This window comes from Aminobacter sp. DSM 101952 (assembly GCF_001424795.1).
GTDB lineage: Bacteria > Pseudomonadota > Alphaproteobacteria > Rhizobiales > Rhizobiaceae > Aminobacter > Aminobacter aganoensis.
Genome location: NZ_LMCL01000003.1, coordinates 67,487 through 91,188, shown reverse-complemented (window position 1 = coordinate 91,188; position 23,702 = coordinate 67,487). Strand labels below are relative to the sequence as shown.

At 67.0% G+C, this 23,702-nt stretch carries 20 protein-coding genes and 1 tRNA gene; 12 read left to right on the top strand and 9 right to left on the bottom strand.

From position 1 onward, the window contains the following. The first annotated feature begins 83 nt into the window (after positions 1-83). From ASC75_RS04965 to ASC75_RS04935, 7 genes are all read left to right on the top strand, one after another. Complete coding sequence (locus ASC75_RS04965; protein ID WP_055971658.1) at positions 84-1,070, top strand: ABC transporter permease; 987 nt, start codon at positions 84-86, stop codon at positions 1,068-1,070. Next, positions 1,067-1,894 carry an ABC transporter permease gene (locus ASC75_RS04960; protein WP_055971147.1) on the top strand — a complete coding sequence of 276 codons (828 nt, stop codon included), beginning with the start codon at positions 1,067-1,069 and terminating at the stop codon, positions 1,892-1,894. The genes ASC75_RS04965 and ASC75_RS04960 overlap by 4 nt, the downstream gene beginning before the upstream one ends. After that, the gene (locus tag ASC75_RS04955) at positions 1,891-2,649 is read left to right on the top strand and encodes an ABC transporter ATP-binding protein (RefSeq protein ID WP_055971145.1); all 759 of its coding nucleotides are present in this window, start codon (positions 1,891-1,893) and stop codon (positions 2,647-2,649) included. The genes ASC75_RS04960 and ASC75_RS04955 overlap by 4 nt, the downstream gene beginning before the upstream one ends. Beyond that, positions 2,646-3,434, top strand: a complete 789-nt coding sequence (locus ASC75_RS04950) for an ATP-binding cassette domain-containing protein (protein ID WP_055971142.1) — start codon at positions 2,646-2,648, stop codon at positions 3,432-3,434. Before ASC75_RS04955 ends, ASC75_RS04950 begins: the two co-directional genes overlap by 4 nt. Then, positions 3,431-3,934 (top strand): L-2-amino-thiazoline-4-carboxylic acid hydrolase, encoded by a 504-nt coding sequence (locus ASC75_RS04945; RefSeq protein WP_055971139.1) that lies wholly within the window; start codon positions 3,431-3,433, stop codon positions 3,932-3,934. The genes ASC75_RS04950 and ASC75_RS04945 overlap by 4 nt, the downstream gene beginning before the upstream one ends. Positions 3,935-4,050: 116 nt before the next feature. After that, a complete protein-coding gene (locus ASC75_RS04940; protein WP_055971136.1) occupies positions 4,051-4,239 on the top strand; it encodes a YegP family protein in 189 nt (62 codons plus the stop codon). 31 nt (positions 4,240-4,270) lie between these two features. Next, positions 4,271-4,525 (top strand): GlsB/YeaQ/YmgE family stress response membrane protein, encoded by a 255-nt coding sequence (locus ASC75_RS04935; protein WP_055971133.1) that lies wholly within the window; start codon positions 4,271-4,273, stop codon positions 4,523-4,525. Between the two features lie 196 nt (positions 4,526-4,721). On the opposite strand, the gene ASC75_RS25855 is transcribed toward ASC75_RS04935, so the two are convergent. Next, on the bottom strand, positions 4,722-4,871 hold the full coding sequence (locus ASC75_RS25855; RefSeq protein WP_156381109.1) for a hypothetical protein: 150 nt from the start codon (positions 4,869-4,871) through the stop codon (positions 4,722-4,724). 243 nt (positions 4,872-5,114) lie between these two features. Here ASC75_RS25855 and ASC75_RS04930 point away from each other — a divergent pair, with 243 nt between their 5' ends. Beyond that, positions 5,115-6,218 carry a helix-turn-helix transcriptional regulator gene (locus tag ASC75_RS04930; RefSeq protein ID WP_156381108.1) on the top strand — a complete coding sequence of 368 codons (1,104 nt, stop codon included), beginning with the start codon at positions 5,115-5,117 and terminating at the stop codon, positions 6,216-6,218. Positions 6,219-7,064: 846 nt separating this feature from the next. Here the strand turns inward: ASC75_RS04930 and ASC75_RS04925 are convergent. Further along, positions 7,065-7,140: transfer RNA gene (locus tag ASC75_RS04925), tRNA-Thr, on the bottom strand. A gap of 162 nt (positions 7,141-7,302) precedes the next feature. Then, on the bottom strand, positions 7,303-8,259 hold the full coding sequence (locus ASC75_RS04920) for a nitronate monooxygenase family protein (protein WP_055971127.1): 957 nt from the start codon (positions 8,257-8,259) through the stop codon (positions 7,303-7,305). Between the two features lie 229 nt (positions 8,260-8,488). Here ASC75_RS04920 and ASC75_RS04915 point away from each other — a divergent pair, with 229 nt between their 5' ends. Then, on the top strand, positions 8,489-9,577 hold the full coding sequence (locus tag ASC75_RS04915) for a hypothetical protein (RefSeq protein WP_055971124.1): 1,089 nt from the start codon (positions 8,489-8,491) through the stop codon (positions 9,575-9,577). A gap of 14 nt (positions 9,578-9,591) precedes the next feature. On the opposite strand, the gene ASC75_RS04910 is transcribed toward ASC75_RS04915, so the two are convergent. Beyond that, complete coding sequence (locus ASC75_RS04910) at positions 9,592-11,310, bottom strand: cisplatin damage response ATP-dependent DNA ligase (RefSeq protein WP_055971121.1); 1,719 nt, start codon at positions 11,308-11,310, stop codon at positions 9,592-9,594. A 289-nt stretch (positions 11,311-11,599) separates the two neighbouring features. Then, a complete protein-coding gene (locus ASC75_RS04905; RefSeq protein ID WP_055971118.1) occupies positions 11,600-12,610 on the bottom strand; it encodes a ligase-associated DNA damage response exonuclease in 1,011 nt (336 codons plus the stop codon). Between the two features lie 84 nt (positions 12,611-12,694). Here ASC75_RS04905 and ASC75_RS04900 point away from each other — a divergent pair, with 84 nt between their 5' ends. Beyond that, on the top strand, positions 12,695-13,606 hold the full coding sequence (locus tag ASC75_RS04900) for a methyltransferase domain-containing protein (protein ID WP_055971115.1): 912 nt from the start codon (positions 12,695-12,697) through the stop codon (positions 13,604-13,606). Here the strand turns inward: ASC75_RS04900 and ASC75_RS04895 are convergent. Beyond that, positions 13,603-13,788 (bottom strand): hypothetical protein, encoded by a 186-nt coding sequence (locus ASC75_RS04895; protein ID WP_055971112.1) that lies wholly within the window; start codon positions 13,786-13,788, stop codon positions 13,603-13,605. The genes ASC75_RS04900 and ASC75_RS04895 overlap by 4 nt on opposite strands. A 388-nt stretch (positions 13,789-14,176) precedes the next feature. Between ASC75_RS04895 and ASC75_RS04890 the strand changes: the two genes are divergently transcribed. Further along, positions 14,177-16,822 carry a ligase-associated DNA damage response DEXH box helicase gene (locus ASC75_RS04890; protein WP_055971109.1) on the top strand — a complete coding sequence of 882 codons (2,646 nt, stop codon included), beginning with the start codon at positions 14,177-14,179 and terminating at the stop codon, positions 16,820-16,822. Then, a complete protein-coding gene (gene pdeM / locus ASC75_RS04885) occupies positions 16,819-17,532 on the top strand; it encodes a ligase-associated DNA damage response endonuclease PdeM (protein WP_055971107.1) in 714 nt (237 codons plus the stop codon). The genes ASC75_RS04890 and pdeM overlap by 4 nt, the downstream gene beginning before the upstream one ends. Positions 17,533-17,950: 418 nt before the next feature. On the opposite strand, the gene ASC75_RS04880 is transcribed toward pdeM, so the two are convergent. The 3 genes from ASC75_RS04880 to ASC75_RS04870 all read right to left on the bottom strand — a co-directional run bounded on the left by ASC75_RS04880 (position 17,951) and on the right by ASC75_RS04870 (position 23,554). Then, positions 17,951-18,733 carry a TIGR02186 family protein gene (locus ASC75_RS04880; RefSeq protein ID WP_055971104.1) on the bottom strand — a complete coding sequence of 261 codons (783 nt, stop codon included), beginning with the start codon at positions 18,731-18,733 and terminating at the stop codon, positions 17,951-17,953. Next, positions 18,733-19,659 carry a sulfite exporter TauE/SafE family protein gene (locus ASC75_RS04875; protein ID WP_055971100.1) on the bottom strand — a complete coding sequence of 309 codons (927 nt, stop codon included), beginning with the start codon at positions 19,657-19,659 and terminating at the stop codon, positions 18,733-18,735. Before ASC75_RS04875 ends, ASC75_RS04880 begins: the two co-directional genes overlap by 1 nt. Positions 19,660-19,834: 175 nt before the next feature. Further along, positions 19,835-23,554 (bottom strand): SEL1-like repeat protein, encoded by a 3,720-nt coding sequence (locus ASC75_RS04870; RefSeq protein ID WP_055971097.1) that lies wholly within the window; start codon positions 23,552-23,554, stop codon positions 19,835-19,837. Positions 23,555-23,702: the final 148 nt, after the last annotated feature.

The following is a 23,702-nucleotide window of genomic DNA, read 5'->3' as shown; positions in this document are numbered from 1 at the left end:
ACATGGGAATTCCCCTCCCCCTTGTGGGGAGGGGTTAGGGGTGGGGGTGCGTCATGCACGCGCCCATCAGGGGCAATGCCTCGATGAACCGCACTTTCCGCCTCCTGAAACGCCGGCTGGTCGGCGCCATTCCGGTGCTGCTGATCGTGATCGTCGGCTCGTTCCTGCTGCTCGAGGCCGCGCCCGGCGATGCGGTCGACGCCTATGTCGCCTCGGTCGGCGGCGACGCCGGCATGATCGAGGCGCTGCGCCAGAGCTGGGGGCTTGATGCCTCGCCGATGACGCGGCTGGCCGCCTATCTCTGGGCGTTGCTGCATCTCGACCTCGGCCACTCGGTCGCCTTCTCCCGGCCTGTGCGGGATGTCGTGCTGGAGCGGCTGCCGAACACGCTGCTGCTGATGGGCGCAGCGACCGCCTTGTCCTTCGCGCTCGGCACGGCACTCGGCATCGTCGCAGGCGCCCGGCCGGGCAGCGCCCGCGACCGTCTGCTGTCGATCGGCTCGCTGGCGCTTTATGCCGTGCCCGGGTTCTGGCTGGCGCTGGTGCTGACCATCGTTTTTTCGGTCGAGCTGCGCTGGCTGCCGCTGTCGGGCATGGAGACCATCGCATCCGGCAAGGCAGGCTTTGCCCGCGCGCTCGACATCGCCAGGCACATGGTGCTGCCGGTGACCAGCCTCGGGCTGATCTATCTCGCGCTCTATCTCCGCATGATGCGGGCCGGCATGGCCGAGGTCTGGCGCATGGATTTTACCCTGGCCGCCCGCGCAAGGGGGGTCGGCCGGCGCCGCATCGTGCTGAGCCATGTCGCGCGTAATGCGCTGTTGCCGCTGGTCACCATGCTCGGGCTGCAGTCGGCGCAGATGCTGGGCGGCAGCGTGGTGATCGAAAGCGTCTTTTCGGTGCCGGGGCTCGGCCGGCTGGCGCAGGAGGCGGTGGGCTCGCGCGACACGCCATTGCTGATCGGCATCATCCTGGTCAGCGCCGCACTCGTGATCGTCATCAACCTGCTCGTCGATATCGCCTATGCCGCGCTCGACCCGCGTGTCGGCGCCAGCGAGGCGAGCGCATGAGCCTCGCCCGCCTGCTCCGTTCGCCCGAGGCCGTCGCCGGATTTGTCATCCTCGGCCTGCTTGGCGCGATGGCTTTGGCAGCACCGCTGCTGTTTCCCGGCGATCCCCTGGCGATCGCCGGCCAGCCCTTGCTGCGGCCGTTCCAGGACTGGGCGCTGCCGCTCGGCACTGACCGCCTCGGCCGCGACGTGCTGGCCGGGCTGTTCCATGGCGCGCGCACTTCGCTGGCAGTGGGCCTTGCTGCGGCTGCCGCCTCGATCCTCGTCGGCAGCATCGTCGGAACCATTGCAGGCTTTGCCGGCGGGCTTGTCGACGAGGTGCTGATGCGCATCACCGACGCGTTCCAGACGGTGCCGGGCTTCCTGCTGTCGCTGGCGCTGGTCAGCGTCGTCGGGCCGTCGCTCGGCGTCGTGGTGGCGGCGATTGCGCTGAGCGCCTGGACCGGACCGGCACGCATCGCCCGTGCCGAGGTTCTGTCGATCCGCGAGCGCGACTATGTCGCCTCGGCGCGGGTGATCGGCATGCATCCGGTCGGGATCGCCTTCCGCGAGGTGTTGCCCAATGCGCTGCCGCCGGTGCTGGCGCTGTCGTCGGTGATCGTCGCAGCCGCCATCCTGACCGAGGCGGCGCTGTCGTTCCTCGGCCTCGGCGACCCCAACCGCGTCACCTGGGGCGGCATGATCGCGGAGGGCAGGGCGGTGCTGCGCTCGGCACCTTACCTCTCCGTCATCCCGGGCATCGCCCTGGTGCTGGCGGTGCTCGGCGTCTACCTCGCCGGCGAGGGTGTGGTCGAAGGCACGGCCGCGCGGGAGCGGCAGGCATGAGCGCGCTGCTCGAACTGCGCGGACTGGGCGTGCGCTACAGCGGCGCTGCGACCGCTGCCCTTGAGGGCGTCGACCTTGCACTTGCCGCCGGCGAACGGCTGGCTGTCATCGGCGAGAGCGGCTCGGGCAAGAGCACGCTGGCGCGGGCAATAGCTGGTTTGTTGCCACGAACGGCGAGGCTCCATGGCACGATCACATGGCCCGGCCTCGACCATCCGGCGCGCAACGGCCGCGACATCGGTTTCGTCTTCCAGGACCCCGGATCGAGCCTCGACCCCGTCATGGCTGTCGGCGACCAGGTGGCAGAGGTGGCGCATGCCAATCTCGACATGGGCTGGCGCGCAGCACGGCGGCTGGCGGTCGAATTGCTTGACCGGGTCAAGCTGCCCGAGCCGGCTGCCTTGGCGCGGGCCTATGCGCACCAGCTGTCGGGCGGGCAGAAGCAGCGCGTGGCGATTGCCGCCGCCATCGTGGCGCGCCCGAAGCTTTTGATCGCCGACGAGGCGACGAGCGCGCTCGACACCATCGTGCAGGCCGAGATCGTGGCGCTGATCCGGGCACTGGTGACCGAGGACGGCATGGCGCTGATCTTCGTCAGCCACGACATCGGGCTTGCCGCCAACCTCGCCGACCGCATCGCCGTCTTTCGCCATGGCCGCATGGTCGAGCAGGCCACGACGGCCGCGCTGGTGGCTCGTCCGAGGACCGACTACAGCCGTGCGCTGCTCGCCGCACATCTGGGGCTGGAGGCATGAGCGCGCTGCTCGACGTCCAGGGACTGTCGAAACGCTACCGGCGCGGCGACAGCGAGTTCGCCGCGCTCGACGGCGTCTCGTTCTCGATTGCTTCCGGCGAGACCCTGGCGCTGGTAGGCCCCTCCGGCTCGGGCAAGTCGACGGTGGCGCGCATCCTGCTGCGGCTGGTCGAGCCCGACGGCGGCGGCGCCCGCTTCGACGGCGAGGACCTGCTGGCGCTGCGCGGGGCCGCGTTGCGCGCCATCAGGCCAAAACTGCAGATGGTGTTCCAGGATCCACTCGCCGCCTTCAACCCACGCGCCGCGGTGGCCCGGCTGATCGACGACCCGCTGCGCATCCATGGCATCGCCGGCCGGGCGGCCCGCCCCGGGGCAATTGCGTCGCTGCTCGAACGCGTCGGGCTTGCGCCCGAACTTGCAGGCCGGCGCGTCCACGAAATCTCGGGCGGCCAGCGCCAGCGCGTGGCGATTGCCCGGGCGATCGCCACGCGGCCACGTCTGATCGTGCTCGACGAGGCGGTGGCGGCACTCGACGTGCTGGTGCGCGGCGACATTCTGCGGCTGCTCAAGGAGTTGCAGGCGGAAGAGGGCATCGCCTATCTGTTCATTTCGCACGACCTCGGTGCCGTCAGGGCGATCGCCCACCGCATCGCCATCATGGACGGCGGCCGTGTCGTCGAACAGGGCGAGGCGAGGGCGGTGATCGCCGCACCCGCCTCAGCCATCGGCCGGGCCCTGGTGGCGGCCACGCCGGAACTACCGAAATTCAGGGAGACCGCCTCGTGACCGAACATGCCGAACGGGCCGAAAGGCTGGCTCTCGAACTCGACTCCGCCTTCCGCAACCGCGCCGACCTCTACCGGCTGATGCTGGAAGAACTGTCGGCGGAGCTGGGCGAGGCGAAGGCGGAGGAGGTGCTGGTGCGGGCGATCGAGCGGCGCGGCCGCGAGGTGGCGGAGGTGGCGTTCGCCCGGTTCGGTCCCAACGACGCGCGCGCCATAGGCGAGGCCTTCCTGGCCGTCAGCCCGGATGACGGGCGCATGTACCCCACCGACGTCGAGCGCAGCGACAGCCACATCGCCTTCAAGGTCAGGCGCTGTCCGCTGAAGGACGCCTGGCTGGCGGCGGGCGTCGCGGAAGGCACGCTGGCGACATTGTGCCGGATCGCCGGCGCCTTCGATCGCGGCCTGTTCGAGGCCACCGGCGTGCGCTTCGACAATGTCACCTGGACGCCCGGCCACGGCACCGGATGCTGCCACATCTGTCTGACCGACAGGGACGCCTGACACGCTTGCCGCGAGCCGACCACGCGCCGATGCAACCGTGATGGACTTTCGCCGCTTGCCTGTGCGACGATTCGCCAGCGGCGTGAGTCGCGGACCGGCAATTACGAGGAAATGCGATGTACAAATTCGAGGTCTACAAGGACAAGGGCGGTGAGTTTCGCTTCCGCTTCAGGGCTTCCAATGGCGAGGTCATGTTCAGCTCCGAGGGCTATTCGGCCAAGGCGTCGGCGCTGAAGGCGATCGAGTCGATCAAGAAGAACACGCCGGGCGCTGCCGTCGAGGACCAGACCACTGCCGTAGCCTGACCTCCAAACGGCACAAACCAGGAGAGATCATATGGGTATCGAAAGCCTGCTCATCTTCCTTATCGTCGGTGCCGTCGCCGGCTGGCTCGCCGGCCAGCTGGTCAAGGGCTACGGCTTCGGCCTGCTCGGCAACATCGTGGTCGGCATCGTCGGCGCGCTGATCGCCGGCTGGCTGTTTCCGGCCGTCGGCATCAGCCTGGGGACCGGCATCATCGCCGCGATCATCCATGCGACCATCGGTGCCGTGATCCTGCTCGTGCTGCTGAGGGTGGTGAAATCAGCCTAGCGCCGAGTGCGTAAAATCCGCGGGTCCGGACGTCGGTCGACGGTGTCCGGGCCAGCGCGCCAGGTGCGACCCGTTCCGGGCCACTAATAGCCGAGCTGCCAGAGCACCGCGCTCGCCGCGCCGAACGCAACGGCGACATAGAACCAATCCGACCAATCCATAGCGGCAAGGCGGGCTTTCCCGCTCCTCGTACGGTTCAGGGCAGCAGCAATATGGCCAGCATGAAATCCGCCGCCGCCGCGTTGAGAATCGTCAACGCTACGGCGATCATGACCGCCGCTGCGAAGAAGTATTCGAAGCTGTTCTGATCTTCTCTCGGTTGGCGCGGCTGAAGCGGCGTCGGCATGGTGTGTGGCTCCTGAAGCTGCCTTTCGAATCAATTCCCGAAACGAAGGACAGTTCCATGGGCGGCTGAAAGTTCCGCACGCCGGTGCAGGCCCGACATCGAGCGGAAGAAGTGCGGCGCGAGCATCCGGAGCGAACGCGTCTCTGCCGGGCCAAATGCGGTTCGCAGCCGCACTGTCTCGATTTTCTACAAGGTATTGATGTATGTGTTGGAAAATAGACTCGCGCCTGTTCTGCATGTCCGATGCAAATTGACTTAGCCAAACTGGATCGTGCGCTCGACGGAACTCTCGAAGCTGCCGTCGATCCTTCCTTGTGGCCGCGCATTCTTTCCCAGGTGGCCGAGGCCACGAGCGCCTTCGGGGTCAACATCGTGCCCCTGCATGGCTGTTTCCCGGGCGGGCTGGTCAGCACCGACAGCCTCCAGCCAGCCCTCGAAGGTTATTTCGATGGCGGCTGGAACAAGCGTGAGTGGCGTCTCCGCGGAATGCCGTTGCTGGCGTTGCAGGGGACCGTGCTGGAGCAGCACTACACCACCAGCGAGGATTTCAAGAACCAGGAATATTACCGTGCCCAATCGAAGTATGGGATTGGCCGCACCTGCATCATTGGTCTCTCGAACGCCAGGGACCTGGTCTGCTTCACCTTGCACCGGCGCCTCGACGAGGACCCGTTCGATGTCGAGGACGAGCGGATTTTCCGCGCGATGCGGGATCGCCTGATGGTGTCCGCCTCGATCACATGGAACATCGCCAGCCAGAAGATCGACGGCATGCTGGAAGCCTTCCAGATGGCGAAGATGGGAGCGGTGTTTTTCGACCGCTTCGGCAAGGTGACGGCCACGAACGCTGCTGCGAGCGCAAGCCTCGGACGCGAATTGCAGATATCGCAAGGGGAACTCCGCTCGCGGACGCATGCCGAAACCGTGCTGATCAAGACGCGGATGAACACCGTGCTGACGGAAAGATGGCTGGACCCCGACGCAGCCAAGCCGGTGGTGATCCAGAGGGATGCCGCGCGGCCGATCCTGCTGCGCATCCAGCGCCTCGGCGGCAACCTGCTCGATATCTTCTCTCACTCGGTCGGCGTATGCCTGATCGAGGACCTCGATCAATCGAAGATTTCAGAACCCGAACATGTCGCCGAGACATTCGGCCTGACCAGGTCCCAGGCGATGCTGGCCTCGATGCTCGCCGATGGAATGTCGCTGCGCGAAGCGGCCGAACGGCGCTCGGTCAGCTATGAGACGGCGCGATCGCATCTCCGCTCCATCTTTGCCAAGACCGGCACCAGCCGGCAATCGGAGCTTGTTGCCTTGATCGCCCGCCTCCGCCAGACCGCCTCCTGAGTGCGCCATGCTCCCGGTGCCGATGTCTGCTCGGCGCGGCGGGTGGTGCGTCATGGAAAGGCGCGCATGCGATCGGCCCGCGCTCGCCATGCGAGTTCGGGAACCGAACCACCTCAGCTTCGTTCTTGGTTGACGGAGCGACCCACACCCCCGCCCGCCATCGCTCCGACATAGGGGCCTGCCGGCACCCCCCGGCGGGCCCTTGCTGTTGCCCGCTTACATTCGACTTTCGACACCGGCGTGCCGCCGGTTGCCATGGAACCCCATGCGACATGGCGAACGCGACCGATGCGCGCGTCACACTCTCGCGGTTTTGCGGCTGCCGATCAGACGAACATCATGATGGCGATGCCGCCGAACACGACCAGGACCAGCCCGGCGACCAGCATGGGGAGAAGGGAGCTATCTTGGTTGGCTTCAGGCACGGACTTTTCTCCGGTTGGGGTGCCGGCAACATGGCCCAGCGCCCCTGGGACTTCTTTGCGCTAGCGCAAAGAAGATGGCCTCGCGCGCCGCGGCAGATGCCGCAGTCATGGCTTGCCTCGCCTTGATCGAGACCACCGGCAGAAGAAAAGGCCCGCGCCGAATGGGGAGGCAGCGCGGGCGAGCTAGGTTGGATCAGGTGCAAACAGAGGGTGTTGCACCCGACGGAACGGACCATAGCGATGGCCGGCGCTGGCTTCTTTGCGCTGGCTCAAACTACGGGCATGGAACTGTCCTCGCGACGGGAATGCGCAGACGAAGTTTCGCTGGGACTGGTCGCCTGACGGAGCCTTGGGAAGCGGAAAAACGCCATCAGGAGGCGGGCAGGACGCCTCTCGGCTGGCTGGGTTCTCTGGGAAAAAGTGGTGCCGCTTAGGTGACTCGAACACCTGACCCCATCATTACGAATGATGTGCTCTACCAACTGAGCTAAAGCGGCTTCCAGGCTGCGCGATCCCGGAGGTTCGCGCGACGTGAGTGCCTGATAACTTCATTGCGCGCCGATTTCAAGCGGCCTTTGCAGGGATTTGACAGGCGGCGCACGATCGCCGCGTGTCGCGGTGCACGGGCCCGCGCGCCGCAATGGCGCGCAAGCTCCGCATCAGGCGCAGATGCGGGCCTTGGCGGCGGTGTATTCGCCGGCGAGGCGGGCGACGAGTTCGGCCGCCGGCACGACCTTGTCGACGGCGCCGATGCCCTGGCCGCAGCCCCAGATGTCCTTCCAGGCCTTGTATTTGCCCTCTTCCTCGAAATCCATCTTCGAGGGGTCGGAGACGGCGAGGTGGTCGGGATCCATGCCCGAGGCGCGCACCGAGCCCTTGAGGTAGTTGCCGTGGATGCCGGTGAACAGGTTGGAGTAGACGATGTCGGCGGCCTTCGAGTCGACTATCATCTGCTTGTAGGCCTCGGCGGCGCGGGCCTCCTCGGTGGCGATGAAGGGCGAGCCGATATAGGCGAGGTCGGCGCCCATGGCCTGGGCGGCGAGCACGGCGCCGCCATTGGCGATGGCGCCCGACAAAAGCAGCGGCCCGTCGAACCACTGGCGGATTTCCTGAATGAGCGCAAACGGCGACAGCGTGCCGGCATGGCCGCCGGCGCCGGCGGCGACCGCGATCAGGCCGTCGGCGCCCATCTTGATGGCCTTGCGGGCATGGCGGTCGTGGATGATGTCGTGCAGCACGATGCCGCCATAGGAGTGGACGGCCTGGTTGACCTCCTCGACCGCGCCGAGCGACGAGATGACGACCGGCACCTTGTACTTCACGCACAGGCGCAAATCGTGCTCGAGGCGCTTGTTCGACTTGTGCACGATCTGGTTGACGGCGAAGGGGGCGGCCGGGAGTTCGGGATTGGCGGCGTCGTGGGCGACAAGATCCTCGGTGACCTGGGCCAGCCATTCGTCGAGCTGGGCCTCGGGTCGGGCGTTCAGAGCCGGGAACGAGCCGACGACGCCGGCCTTGCACTGTGCCAGCACCAGAGGCGGATGCGAGATGATGAACAGCGGCGCGCCGACGACCGGAACGCGCAGGTTCTTCTTGAGGATTTCAGGCAGCGCCACGCTTGTCTCTCCCGGCTTTTGATTTTGACGTTTCCGTAAACGTAACTTCTTATAGCAGATCGGGCGCTGCGGACAATGCACCGGCTTCAAGCGCTGCTGCACGCATTTTTGCCGGTCCGCAGATGCATTGCATCCAGTTTTGGCCGACAAAACGCTTTCCGTGCCGTTGATTGATGCCCGGTCTGTCGCTAACCATCTGGCAACAAAGGTGCGTTGCGAGGAATATCGGTTGGATTCGATCGAAAAGGCGATCCGGAACGCTTTCGAAAAGGGCGACCCCGAGAACCGCGAATTTCGCGAAAAGGTCTATCGAGCGGCCTTTGCCGCGCTCGATCGCGCGCTCAAGACCAATCCTGCCATGACCGTCGAGGTGGCGATCAACCGCCGCAAGTCGTTGCAAGCCACGATCACCGAGATCGAATCGGAGTTCATGCCGGCCGCCCCGGCGGTTTCGACCGGCACAGCCAATGTGGCCCCGGCTCCGGAAGTCTCGCTCAACGGCAATGGCGCCGCCAAGGCGCCGTCGGTGTCGATCGGCAGCCCGGCGACCGGCGTCACGCCCGTCGTGCCCGATATCATGCCCGATGCCACCCTGCCCGGCGGGCCGGTCGAGATCACCGAAAAGCGCAGCAGGGCCGAGCGTCGCGCGGCGGATCGCGCGGCCCGGCGCGCCGAAAAGCAACGGCCGTTCGCGGCGATGTTCTTTGCCGTGACCTTGCTTGCCATGGGCGGCATCGGCGCCTGGTGGGCGGTGCAGACCGACCAGTTCAAGTCGGCCGAAGAGATCGACACGTCGGTGCGCAACCCGCCGAAGACGCTCGAGAGCGAGGACTTTTCGCCGGATGGCGGACCGGCCCGGCCGGGCGAGGTCGACCAGGCGCGCAACTGGATCACCGTGTTCACCCCGACCGATCCGACCGACGTCAGCACGCCGAGCGGCACCAGCGCCGAGGTGACGGCCGACGATACCGGCAGCTTCCTGCGCATCCGATCGGGCAGCACCGGCTCGGCCATCAGCTTCGACGTCGGCCAGGGACTGCTGCAGCAGATCGCCGGCAAGCATGCGGTGTTCGACATCGTCGCCCGCGCCGAGGACGGCAAGGAAACGCAGATGGCCGTCGACTGCAATTTCGGCGAGCTCGGCGATTGCGGCCGCAAGCGCTACATCGTCGGCTACCAGCGCGGCGAGTACCTGTTCGAGATGGACGTGCCCGACAAGCAGCCGGGCGCTGCCGGGACCATCGCGATCAACACCGACATCGACAAGCAGGGCAAAGCCGTCGACATCTACGAAATCAGGGTCTCGGTGACCGAATAGGCGGCGCACCCGCCTCAGTCGAGCAGCGCCTGCAGCGTCTCGATGCGGTCGGCCTCGGCCGGCGGCTTGTCCCAGCGCAGGCGCGAGATGCGGGGAAAACGCATCGCGACGCCGGATTTGTGGCGGGTCGAGCGGTTCAGTCCCTCGAAGGCGACTTCCAGCACCAGCCCGTTGGCTCGGTCGGCGCGCACCGAGCGCACCGGGCCGAAGCGCTCGATGGTGTTGTCGCGGACGAATTTGTCGATCTGTTTGAGCTCCTCGTCGGTGAAGCCGAAATAGGCCTTGCCCACCGGCACCAGCTCTTCCGCGCCCTCGGCGCCCGACCAGACGCCGAAAGTGTAGTCGGAATAGAAGCTCGAGCGCTTGCCGTGGCCGCGCTGGGCATACATCAGCACCGCGTCGACTGTGTGCGGGTCGCGCTTCCACTTGAACCACGGACCCTTGGGCCGGCCGGCGAGATAGGGCGAATCGAGCCGCTTCAGCATCACGCCCTCGATGATCGGGTGCGGCGGGGCGCTACGCATGTCCTCGAGCTGGGTCCAGCCATCGAAGGCAACCAGCGGCGACAGGTCGAAGCGGTCGGGGTCGAGCGCGGCGATGAAGGTTTCGAGATGCCGGCGCCGCTCGGTGAAGGCGAGGCCGCGCAGGTCCTCGCCATTGAGCTGGAGCAGGTCGTAGCAGCGCACGAAGGCTGGATATTGCGCCTGCATCTTGGCTGACACGGTCTTGCGGTTGAGCCGCTGCTGCAGGTCGGAGAAGGTGCCGGTCGCATCGCGGGGCACGCCGACCAGAAGTTCGCCGTCGAGAGCCGCCTCGAAATCCATCGCCGCGACCACGTCCGGGAACGCCCCGGAGACGTCGTCGCCGGTGCGCGAATAGAGCCGGCGGACGCCGCCCTCCGACACCGCCTGGACGCGGATGCCGTCCCATTTCCATTCGGCGGCATAGTCGGCGGGATCGAGCTTTTCGAGATCGCCTTCACTGACCGGGTTGGACAGCATCACCGGGCGGAATGGCGCCTTGGCTGCCTGTTCCGGCTTCGGCGCCTTGCCCTCCAGCCAGGCGAACAGGTCGGCATAGGGCGGTGCCAGCCCATGCCACAGCTCCTCGATCTCGGCGACGTCGACGGGGCCGAGGTCGGCCAGCGCCTGCTTGGCAAGCCGTGCCGAGACGCCGATGCGCAACCCGCCGGTGACCAGCTTGATGATGGCGAAGCGGGCCGATGTTTCCGCCTGGTCGAGCAGGCGGGCGAGCACGGCCGGCCCGTCCGAGCGGCTGGCGGACTGGAGGGCTGCGACGACGTCGGCGAGCGTGATGTCGTGGTTGGGTTTGTAGGCCGGATTACCCCCACCCCTCACCCCTCTCCACAAGGGGGAGGGGGATTCTGAGACGCTGATGTCTCCCTCCCCCTTGTGGAGAGGGGTGAGGGGTGGGGGTGCTGCAGGCGATGCATTGCCGCCTGGCTCCGGCCACACCAGCGACACCGTCTCGGCGAGGTCGCCGACATAGTCGTAGGAATAGCCGAACAGCACCGGGTCCATGCGCTCCGACACAAGCTGGCGCAGCATCGCCGGCTTGACCGAGGCGATGTCGAGCTCGCCGGTCAGGGCCGCCAGCGCCAGGCCGCGATCGGGATCCTCGACGGCGCGGAAATGGTCAGTGATGAGCTTCAGCTTACCGTTGCGCGACGGCGTCAGCACAAGACGGTCGAGGAGCTCGGCGAAGCGGTTCATGGGAGGGAGGCTCCTGATCGGCGTAGCGCTCCGTCCCACCCCCCTCTGGCCTGCCGGCAATCTCCCCCGCAAGGGGGGAGATTGGTCTCGTCGCCGGCGGCACTCGCCCTGCGACGCTGCAGCGATAGAGGTTGCAACGTTGTTGGTGGGCTGGCCGGGCGATGACAGCGTGATCTCCTCCCTTGCGGGGGAGATTGCCGGCAGGCCAGAGGGGGGTGCTGTCCCGCAGTCTTGGCGGTCCTGTCGCGCTTGGCGGGGCATGGGAGCGTGGGGCGGAGTGTAACCATCCTCAATCCCCCTCATCCTCATAGCCCACCAGATGCAGCGGTCTTGCCGCTATTCCGTTGAATTCGCACCAGCGCACCAGCGCTTCCTCGCGGCCATGGGTGACCCAGACCTCGCCGGCGCCGGTTTCCCGGATCGTGGCGGTCAGTTCGTCCCAGTCGGAGTGGTCGGAGATGATCAGCGGCAGCTCGACGCCGCCCTGCTTGGCGCGCTGGCGGATGCGCATCCAGCCGGAGGCGAAGGCGGCCAGCGGGTCGGGAAAGCGCCGGGCCCAGCGGTCGGCGAAGGCCGACGACGGCGCAATGACGATGGCGCCGGCAAAGTCGCTCCTGTCGCCGTCCTCGATCGTTGCGGGCTGGAGGTCGCCGAGGTCGACGCCCTGGCTCTGGTAATACTCGCTGAGGCGCGCGATGGCGCCATGGATGTAGATCGGCTTGTCGTAGCCCTGGTCGCGCAACAGCCGCATCACCCGCTGCGCCTTGCCGAGCGCATAGGCGCCGACCAGATGGGCCCGCTCGGGAAACTGCTGGACCGACTTCAGCAGCTTGCCGATCTCCTGCGAGGCATCGGGATGGCGGAACACCGGCAGCGCGAAGGTGGCCTCCGTGATGAAGACATCGCACGGCACCACCTCGAAGCCGGCACAGGTCGGGTCGCTGGCGCGCTTGTAGTCGCCCGAGGCGACGATGCGCAGGCCGTTGTGCTGCACCGAAATCTGGGCCGAGCCGAGCACATGCCCGGCCGGATGGAAGCCCACGGTAACGTCGCCGAGCCGGATCTTTTCGCCCAGCGCCACGGCCTGGGTGCTGCCGGCAAAGTCGGCTCCGCAGCGGATCGCCATGATGTCGAGCGTCTCGCGCGTGGCCAGCACCCTGGCATGGCCGGGGCGGGCATGGTCGGAATGGCCATGCGTGATGAGCGCGCGTTCCACCGCTCGCACCGGGTCGATGTAGAAATCGCCGGGCGGGCAATAGAGCCCTTCGGGGCGGGGATGGAGCAGGTCGCGGGCACGCATCTTTGCAAGATAGGCATTTGCCGCTTGCGTGGAAGGCCGCTTTGGCAGTAATGCGCGCCACTCTCCTCATTCTGGACACCGCGCTTGACGCCGTTGCAGCTCTCTTCCAACGACCTGCTTGCCGACCGGCGGGCGGACTATGCCGAAATGCTGTTCGCGTCGGGCGACCATGCCGCCGCCGCCGAACTGATGCTTGGCGCGCTCGAACTGGCGCCGAACTGGGCGATGGGCTGGTTCCGGCTGGGCGAGATCCAGGAGGCGGCTGGCCAGACCGACGCCGCCGCCGAGGCCTGGCGCATGTCGCTGAAGCTCGAGCCGGCCGACCGGCCGGGCGCAACGCTCAAGCTGCAACTGATCGGCGCGGCACCGGCCGCCGACAGCCCGCCGAGCGCCTTCGTCGAAATGCTGTTCGACCAGTATGCCGAGAAGTTCGACCACGCGCTGGTCGAGACGCTGCACTACCGCGTGCCGGAACTGCTGACGGCGGCGATCGGCGCCACCGGGCGCAGCGCGTTTGCGCATGCCGTCGATCTCGGCTGCGGCACCGGCCTGATGGGCGTCAAGCTGCGGCCTGTGGCCAAGCGCCTCGACGGCTACGACATCTCGGCCGAGATGCTGCGCAAGGCGCGTGACAAGTGTGTTTACGATAGCCTCGACAAGGCCGACCTGCAGGAGCTGGAGTTTGCGGGCGAAGCGGCGGACCTTGTCACCGCTGCCGACGTGTTCATGTATCTCGGCGCGCTCGACAGGGTGTTTTCCGGTGTCATGAAGATGCTGGCGCCTGGAGGCATCTTTGCCTTTTCGGTCGAGCTGTTTTCGGGCGTCGGCCCCTTCGAGCTTCAGGCGTCGCGCCGCTATGCCCATTCCGAGGCCTATGTCCACGGGTTGATCGCGGCCGCCGGCCTGACGCTGGTCTCGCTGGAGCGCGCCGTGATCCGCCAGGACCGCCGCGAGCCGGTCGAGGGCCTGATCGTGGTGACCGAGCGGCCGGCCTAGCGCCGGCTGCTGCTGCTTGGGCTACCCAGCATGCCGCGCGAGCGCAGCGGTTTTTCCGTTGGCTTGGCGGTGATGCCGAGGTGCTTCTGCACGGCTTCCAGTTGCGCCTGAAGGTCGCGGACGAGCTTTTCGAGTTCGGCGATGCGGGCTTCGTGGGAGGCTGTGTCGGTCATGATGTCCAAGTATGTCTTTCGTGCTGATCCCATTTGAAAGCGGACAGCCAGCGAAGCAAGGTCTCATTCCTTCACACCCCCCTCTGCCCTGCCGGGCATCTCCCCCGCAAGGGGGGAGATCAGGCCGTCATCGACGCTCCCGGCCAATCACCACTTTGCAGCATTTGCGAACTCGTAGAATGGGCGCCGCCTTGGACGAGACTGATCTCCCTCCTTGCGGGGGAGATGGCCGGCAGGCCAGAGGGGGTGCGAAGGATCGGGATGTCTCAAGTCGGCGTATGCAATGCTCATCCATGATCCCTGTTTGTTCCAGATTCCGCTTGGCGCAGCCCGATCCCCGCGCTAGGTCTGTGGCGTGACGAGCCAAGCGCGACTGGAGCCGAATTCGACTGCCGCCATGCTGCCGGAGCCATTCGTGCGATGGTTCGCCGCGCGCGGCTGGGCGCCGCGTGCCCACCAGCTCGATCTGCTCGCCAGCGCGCAGCAGGGTAATTCTGTGCTTTTGATCGCCCCCACCGGCGCCGGCAAGACGCTGGCAGGGTTCCTGCCGGCGCTGACCGATCTCGCGATCAGGCCGAAGAAACGGCCGGGCGAGGCGCATCGCGGGGTGCACACGCTCTACATCTCGCCGCTCAAGGCGCTGGCCGTCGACATCGAGCGCAATCTCGGCAAGCCGGTCGACGAAATGAGCCTGCCGATCACGATGGAGACGCGCACAGGCGACACGCCGCAGCACAAGCGCGCGCGCCAGAAGCTGTCGCCGCCGGACATCTTGCTGACGACGCCGGAGCAACTGGCGCTGCTGATCGCCTCGCCCGATGCCGAGCGCTTCTTTTCCGGCCTGCGTTATCTGGTGCTCGACGAATTGCATTCGCTGGTGACCTCCAAGCGCGGGCATCTGCTGGCGCTCGGGTTGGCACGGCTGAGGACCTTCGTGCCCGACCTGCAGGCGATCGGGCTGTCGGCGACCGTGGCCGAGCCCGACGAGCTCAGGCGCTGGCTGGTGAGGCAGGGCACTTCACCCTCCCCCTTGTGGGGGTCCGAAGGACGGGCGAGACCCGTGGCTCGCCCCGGTGAGTTGCCCGAAGGGCGGGGTGGGAGGAACGACCTGGCCTCTACCCCCACCCCGACGCTGCGCGTCGACCCTCCCCACAGGGGGGAGGGTAACGCCATGGCCGACCTCATCACCGTGTCAGGCGGCGCCAAGCCCGAGATATCGATCCTCGATTCCGAGGAGCACGTGCCGTGGTCGGGGCACTCGGCGCGTTATGCCATTCCCGACGTCTACGAGGCGATCCGCAAGCACAAAACGACGCTTTTGTTCGTCAATACCCGCAGCCAGGCGGAGTTGCTGTTCCAGGAGCTCTGGCGCGTCAACGACGACAATCTGCCGATAGCGCTCCACCACGGCTCGCTCGACGTCGGCCAGCGCCGCAAGGTCGAAAAGGCGATGGCCGACAATGTGCTGCGCGCGGTCGTCGCCACCTCGACGCTCGACCTCGGCATCGACTGGGGCGACGTCGATCTGGTCGTCCATGTCGGCGCGCCGAAGGGCGCGAGCCGTCTCGCCCAGCGCATCGGTCGCGCCAACCACCGGATGGACGAGCCGAGCCGGGCGATCCTGGTGCCGGCCAACCGCTTCGAAGTGCTGGAGTGTCGGGCAGCACTCGAGGCCAACTATCTCGGCGCGCAGGACACGCCGCCGCTGATCGATGGCGCCCTCGACGTGCTGGCGCAGCATGTGCTGGGCTGCGCCTGCGGCGCGCCCTTCGATGCCGATGAGCTTTACGCGGAAGTGACGGGGGCGGCACCTTATGCCGAACTTGACCGCGACAACTTCGACCGTGTCGTCGATTTTGTCGCCACCGGCGGCTACGCGCTGCGCAGCTACGAACGTTACGCCCGCATCCGCAGGACCAAGGACGGCAAGTGGCGGGTGTCCAACCCGCGCATCGCCCAGCAATACCGGCTGAATGTCGGCACCATCATCGAAGCGCCGATGCTGAACGTGCGCTACACCCGCGCCAAGGGCAAGACAGGCGCGGGCACCGCGGCGGCCCTGACACTGCGCGGCGGGCCGGTGCTCGGCAAGATCGAGGAGTATTTCGTCGAGACGCTGTCGATCGGCGACATGTTCATCTTCGCCGGCAAGGTGCTGCGTTTCGAGGGCATCCGTGAGAACGAGTGCTACGTCTCGACGGGCGGCGGCGGCAACGTCTTGGTGCCGTCTTATGCCGGCGGCAAGTTTCCGCTCTCGACCTATCTCGCCGAGCAGGTGCGCGGCATGCTGGCCGATCCCGCGCGCTGGAAGGCGCTGCCAGAGCAGGTCGCCGACTGGCTGCGCATGCAGCAGATGAAGTCGATCCTGCCCCGGCGCGAGGATCTGTTGGTCGAGACCTTTCCGCGCGGCGAGCGCTTCTACATGGTGGCCTATCCGTTCGAGGGCCGGCTGGCGCACCAGACCCTCGGCATGCTGTTGACCCGTCGGCTGGAGCGCATGGGCGCGCGGCCGCTGGGTTTCGTCGCCACCGACTATTCGCTCGCCATCTGGGCGCTGGGCGATCTCGGTCGCTTGTTCAAGGCGAAGAAGCCGTCGCTGGCCGAACTGTTCGACGAGGACATGCTGGGTGACGACCTCGAGGCCTGGCTCGCCGACAGCTGGCTGCTCAAGCGCACCTTCCGCAACTGCGCCGTCATTGCAGGCTTGATCGAGAGGCGCTTTCCCGGGCAGGAAAAGAACGGCCGGCAGGTGACGGTGTCGGCCGACCTCATTTACGACGTCTTGCGCAGCCATGAGCCCGACCACATCCTGCTCCAGGCAACGCGGGCTGATGCGGCGAGCGGGCTCCTCGATGTCAGGAGACTGGCCGAGATGCTCTCGCGCATCCGCGGCCGAATCGTCCATAAGATGCTCGACCAGATCTCGCCGCTGGCGGTGCCCGTGATGCTGGAGATCGGCAGGGAGCCGGTCAATGGCGAGGCCAACGACACGCTGCTGATGGAAGCGGCGGACCTGATCGAAGAGGCGATGGGAAGCGCATGAACATAGCCGCGCGCGATCTGACCAGGGCTGGCTGCGAGACCATTTCGGTCGCCGGCATGCGCGCCGCCTGCGACCAGCGCGGCGTGCTGCATGTCCCCGAGCTCGACCTGCTCGTCGTCTCCGACCTGCATCTGGAGAAGGGCTCGTCGCATGCCCGCCGCGGCCGTCTGATCCCGCCCTACGATACCGCAGTGACGCTTCAGCGGTTGGCGGAAGTGGTCGAGGACTACCAGCCGCGCATCATCGTCAGCCTCGGCGACAGTTTCCATGATGGCGAGGGCGCCGCCCGCCTGCCTGAGCCGTTTCGCGCGAGCCTGATGGCGATGATGGCGGGGCGCGACTGGTTCTGGATCGCCGGCAACCACGACCCCGAGGCACCAGCCGACTTGCCGGGCGAGACAGTGCGCGAACTCGCTGTCGGCGGGCTGGTGTTCCGCCATGAACCGTCCAGGGGTCATGCCGAGGGCGAGATCGCCGGGCATTTGCATCCCTGCGCCAGGATCGTCCAGCGCGGCCGCTCGGTCAGGCGGCGCTGCTTCGCCAGCGACGGCGCGCGACTGATCATGCCAGCCTTCGGCGCCTTCACCGGTTCGCTCAACGTGCTCGATCGCGCCTACAAGGGCATGTTCCGCGACGGCGCGCCGACCGCCTATATGATCGGCACCAGCCGGGTGTATCCGATCGCGGGTTCGTTGCTGCGGCCGGGTTGATCTCGACGCGCCGCGAATGCTGTCTGTTCGCCTCTATCCAATTCCTGCACCGCCCCGGACGTCGTCTCCGTCGCGGCATGGGTTCCCGACACCCTCCGCTCGCTCACGAGGTCGGGAACGACGGAGGTGAGCGTCCACTTCCGTCCAGCGCCCTCGTGGTTCGACAGGCTCACCATGAGGGCTACGGGGATGGTCCACGTGGCGTAAGCGTTGAAGGTTGGCTGCAAGGTCCACCTTCCGTCGTTCCCGACCTCGTGAGCGAGCGAAGCGAGCGGAGGGTGTCGGGAACCCATGCCGCGACGGAGACGACGTCCGGGGCGGTGCAGGAATTGGGCTGCCGCGCTAACACCGGCAGAGCCAGGCTAGGTAGATCCGGGCAGTGACGATGGTGGCCGAGGGCTGCGCGCCCCCGCGCCGCTCAGTCCTTCCGGAACACGATCCGTCCGAGCCAGCCTGTCAGCATGGCGAGGCCGATGGCGAACAGGCCGTAGCCGAAGCCGTGGTCGGTGGCGAAGCGGAAGATTGTCTGCTCGAAGCCCGACTTGACGATGGCGAGCTGGGCCGAGGTTTCCTTGATGAAGATGCCGTTGCGGAACAGGAAGGCGCGCGCCTTGTGGGTGCCGACCGGCACGTTGGGGGCGAGGTGGAGCGTGGCGCGGAACAGGCTCTGCGACAAAAACTGCACGCCGCCGATGTTGTCGGAGTAGAGTCCGGTCGCCTGCTTGCGCTCGCGCAGCGCCTCGGTGAACTCCTGGATGGTCAGCGGGCTGTCGCGCTTGTCCTCGGGCTCCATGTAGATGTTGTTGGCGCCGAGCGACAGCTGGCGGTAGTTGTTGGGGTCGGTGATGTCTTGCGGCTGGCGCGTTGTTGCCACCGAATAAGACATCGGCACGTTGACGAAGGTCTCGGAGCGGGTGTTGATCCACATGCCGAGCACGCGGTCCTTGCGCCGCACCACGACCGGCCGGGCCGGCCCTTCGAGCACGACATAGACGTCGTAGCGGCCCTGGCGGTTGATCAGCGGGTCGGCGTTTTCGAGCGCGCCGAAGATGGTCAGGTCAGCGCCCGAGAAGTCGGCGGTGATGGCGACGCGGTCGGTCGACAGCCCGATCTGGATGCTTTCGGGATGCGCTGCTTCCTGCGCGCGCGCCGGAAGGGCCGCGGCGGCCAGGATCAGCACTGCAAGCCATGCCGCCCGCATCACAGAAGCCCGCTCACGCCGGTCAGCGAATAGAGGTTCTGCGGCTTGACGAACAGGTCGAAGCCGAGGCGCAAGGCAACGGCAAGCACCAGCAGCGCGAGCAGCGCGCGCAGCTGCTCGCCGCGCAGCTTCTGGCCGGCCTTGGCGCCGTATTGCGCACCCGCCACGCCGCCGATCATCAGCACCAGCGCCAGGATGATGTCGACGGTCTGGTTGGTGGTCGAGTGCACCAGCGTGGTGAAGGCCGAGACGACGACGATCTGGAACAAGGAGGTACCGACGACGACGTTGGTCGGCACCTTGAGCAGGTAGATCAGCGCCGGCACCATGATGAAGCCGCCGCCGACGCCCATGATGGCGGAGAGGAAGCCGATGCCGGCGCCGATGCCGAGCACCGGGATGACCGAGACGAACAGCTTCGAGGTGCGGAAGCGCATCTTGAAGGGCAGGCGGTGGATCCAGTTGTGCTGGCCCGACTTCTTCAGCGCCGGCGGCACCCCGCCCTTGGTCAGGCGCAGCGCATTGACGCTTTCGACCAGCATCAGCCCGCCGACGGTGCCCAGGAAGACGACGTAGAGCAGCGAGATGAACAGATCGAGCTGGCCGATGGCGCGCAGCAGCGCAAAGACGAAGGCGCCGGCGGCCGAGCCGGCGATACCGCCGATCAGCAGCACCGTGCCGAGCTTGAAGTCGAGCGTGCCGCGCTTGAGATGGGCGAGTGCGCCTGAAAACGACGAGGCGATGACCTGGTTGGCGCCGGTGGCGACCGCGATGGCGGGCGGGATGTTGTAGAAGATCAGCAGCGGCGTGATCAGGAAGCCGCCGCCGACCCCGAACATGCCCGACAGGAAGCCGACCGCCGCGCCCATCGCCAGGAGCACGAACACATTGACCGACATTTCAGCTATCGGGAGATAAATGCCCACCCGTCAGTCTCTGCAAAATGAATTATTGCCGTCGCCCATCCCTGGGAGCCAGTTGGCTACCGGGTACTTGCGCCGACATTGCGGCGAAGTCAAACTTCACCGTGCCCGAAATGAAAATATCTCAATCAGTTAACCCGCCGGTTAAGGCGGGTCGCTGAAATGAGGAGTGGGTGGACTATTTGCGCGCCAGCAGCGCCTCGACCAGCGGGCCATCGATCTCGCCGGTCGGCTTCATGGCATTGTCCTTCTGGAATGCCGCAATGGCGTCCTTGGTCTTCTGGCCCATCATGCCGTCGGGCTGGCCGGCTTCGTAGCCGTTCTTGTTGAGAATGGCCTGGACGTTGTGGATGGCCTTCTTCATGTCGACCGCGGCGGGCGCATCCTGCCAGGCGGCGGGGATGTCGACGGCGTTGGATGCCGGGTCGAGCGTCTTGGCCTGCCACAGTGCGGTCGTCTCTTCGGCGCGCTTGAGCTGCTCGGGCTTGAGCGCCTTGGCGATTTCGTCGCGCTTGGCGGCGGCATCCTTGTCGCCCTGCCTGGCGACGATGGCGAACCACTTGTAGGACGCTTCGAGGTCCTGCTTCATGCCGACGCCTTTGGCGGCGAGGATGCCGAGATTGAACTGGCTGTCCTTGACGCCGAGGTCGGCGGCGCTGGTGAACCAGCGGGTTGCCGAGTCGTTGTCGACGGTGCCGTCGGCGCCCATGGCAAACAGCACCGCCAGATTGTGCATGGCGCTGGCGTTGCCCTGGGCAGCGGCGAGCTGGTACCAGGTCTTGGCCTTGGCCGCATCGCGGTCGACGCCGTTGCCCTTTTCGTAGAGATTGCCGATGCGGTACTGCGCCGGCGCGAAGCCGAGCTCGGCGGCTTTTTCGTACCACTGCGCCGCGGCCTTCATGTCGGCCTCGGTGCCGCGGGCTTCGGCGTAGCGCGTGCCGATCTCGAACAGCGCCTTGGCGTCGCCCGCATTGGCGGCATCGCGCAATGCGGTCGGGCCGACGGCCTCGGGCATGAAGGCGGCAGGGGTGGTGGTCGGCTTGATCGTCTCGGTCAGCATCGGCTGCGCCGGAATGGACTGCGTGCTGTTGTGGTCGAGCGCGACCTCAGCCGGTGCCGCCTCTTCGATCGCCTCGGCGATCATGTCGGGTTTTGCGGCCGGTGCCTTGGCAACTTCGGCCTTGTCGACATTGCGAACCGGCGCGGCGGGGGCTGCGATTGCCTTGGCGGGCGGCGCTGCGGCAGCGACCTTGGCCGGCTGGGACGCCGGAGGGGCTACGGTGACGCTTGCCGTTTCCACCGGATCGTTGAGGAAGGCCTTGCCGAGTTGCATGCCGGCGAGCGCCAGCATCACCGCGCCGACGGCCATCAGCACCGATTTGCGGCGCGACTTGATGAGATCGCCGATGCGCAATGCGCGCACCGGGCCCTTGAGATCGGAGCTGCGCTTGAGCGCGTCGGCTTCGGCGGCGGCTGCCTGCGCGGCGCGGCGGGCGGCGGCGATGAAGTCGGATTTCGACGCATCGGTCTCGCTTGGCCTGGTCGTTTCGCCGCGTTCGTCGCGGACGCGGCGCATGATGGCGTTGAGGTCGGGCGCGCCGGAGCCGGGCTCCAGCGGACGGTTGGCGATCTTGGGGTCGAGCGGCGCGTCGAGCATGACGCTCGGGGCGACGGTCTCGATGACCGGTTCGGCCGTCTCGGTTTCCGGCGGCTGTTGCTTGGCCTTCTTGGCCGTGAAGGCGCGTGCCAGGCCGCTGAACATCGAGGTCCGGGCGGGTGCTGGGTCCTTCTTGTCGGCGCGCACGCCGTCGAGGGCTGCGACTGCCGCCGCCGCTTCCGCTGCGGCCTGGGCAGGGCTGCGGGTGATGCGTTCATCGTCGCCCGCGCGCTCGGTCCGGCGGCCGAAGGTGGCGTTGGCCTCGGGCAGCGGTGCCGGCTCTTCGGGGTCGAGCGACGGCGTCTCGCTGAGCGCGAGCTTGGCCTCCGCCTCGACGATCCGCGGCGACAGCAATTCGGCGACGGAAGCGGGCGGCGTGTCGACGACGGCCGTTTCGCCGGTTTCGATGGAGCCGAGCCGGTCGACGATCTTGAGCAGCGTGTCGTGGATCGCCTCGAAGGTCTTGCCGTTGCGCTCGTCGGAACGGCGGGTGAGCGCTTCGAGTGCCTTGAGGTCCTGGGCGAGGCCGGTGACGGCAGCTGTTTCGGTGGTCGAGCCGGTAAAGGAGCGGACGGCATTCTCGGCAGCCTGGCGCGCGGCTTCGACGAGGGCGTGGTGGTTGCCGGCGATCGAGCGTTCGATCTCGTCGAGGCGCGGACGGATGTCCTCGAACTCGGGCAATGGCGAGCCGGGGCGCGCGAGATGGTTGGTCAGTTCGCTGACCTGTGCTTCGAGGCCGCGGATCAGGCTCGGATCGATGCTCGACACCTGGGCCGCCGACATTTCGAGGCGGCCGGAAATGTCCTCGAGTCGTGCCTCGAGGCTGCGCATCGCCTGTTCGGTGGCCGGATCGGGACGGTTGGTTTCGATGCGCTGGGCAAAGGCCGTGAAGCGCGCGTCGATGGCCTCCATGATGCCGGCCTGGTCGGCTGCCGGCTGGCTCGCCTGGCGGTCCAGGCGATCGCCAAGGTCCTCGAGGCGGCGTTCGAGATCGCGGAACAGCGAATTGCCATGTTCGAAGGCATCGCCCTGGCGGCGCTCGAAAACATCGGCCAGCGCGTCGAAGCGCTGTTCGATGCCCTGGAAGATGAGGCCGGCGTCGGGTGCTGCGGGCGTGCGTTCGATCTTGTCGGCGATCAGCGAGATCTGCTGGCCGAGGCGCTCGACGGCCTGCTCGGGAATGTCGCCGCGGGCGGCGATGCCGTCGACGCGCTCGGACAGGACGTTGAGCCGGTCGATGATCTCTGCCGTCGGCTGGTCGGCGGTGATTTCCTCGATCTGGTGGGCAAGCGCAGCGATGCGCACCTCGATGCGCTCGAACGGCGCGGGGTCGAAATGCGGCGTCTGGGCCGAGACCGTCGAGGCGACGATGGCGCGTGAGATCTCGTCGAGGCGCTCGTCGATGAGGCCGAACATCTCGTCGCTGTGGCTGTCGCGCTGGCGCACGAACTGTTCGACCGCGCCGGCCAGCGTGCGCACCTTCTCCTCGATGGTGCGCAGCGACAGCGATTCGGGCAGGTTGTTGACGGCGTCGTTGATCTGTTCGAGCCGGCCGGCAAGTGCGGCCAGTGCCGGGTCTTCGGCGCGCTGGCCGGCATCGGCCGACATGCGGTCGGCGAAATCGGTCCAGCGGCGGTCGAACTCGTCCCAGCGCCGGTCGGCGGACAGCACGGTTTCCTCGCGGGCAAGATCGCCGAGCGAGCGGCGGACCTGCTCCAGTTCGAGGCGCAGCATGTTGACGCTCTTGTCGTCGCTGCGTTCGGCAAGCGAATGGATGGCGCCAGACAGGCGCTCCAGCTCGTGCCCGAGCTCGACGGCCTCGACGCCGGCAGCGCCTGCCTGGCTGGCACGGTCGATGTCCTGGCGCAGCAGGTCGAACTCGCGTTGCAGGCCGGAACTCATCTGGTGGCGCATCTCTTCGCGCAGGGCGCGCAGCTCGCCGGCAATCTGGCCGACGGCGGCAATGCCGTCTTCCTGGCCGCGGACCCTGTCGATGTCGCGGACGATGGTATGGTAGGGGCGCTCGTAAGGAGCGCTGCGGCCAAATTCGCCGCGTGGGGCGTAGCCCGCCGCCGGTGCCTGGCGCATCGGCGCGCGATAAGGTTCTGCGCTCTCCTCGCGGGCGCGTTCCAGCCTCGCCTCGAGGTTTTCGAGCGAACGGTTGAGCTGGTCGAGCGACGCGTGCGGGCGGCGCTGCCTGCCGTCGTTGAGGGTGTCGAGATAGGACCGCTTGCTGTTCATCGAAACGCCCGTTGGTCAGAGTGCTGGTAGGAACCAGTTGCCTCAAATCCTTGCCGGGATCGGGGTCGCGAAATGCCGCGCGGAAATTGGCTTCCTGGGGCTATTCGCCGCCCTCCGAAACCGTGAACAATTCGATACATGATGACCA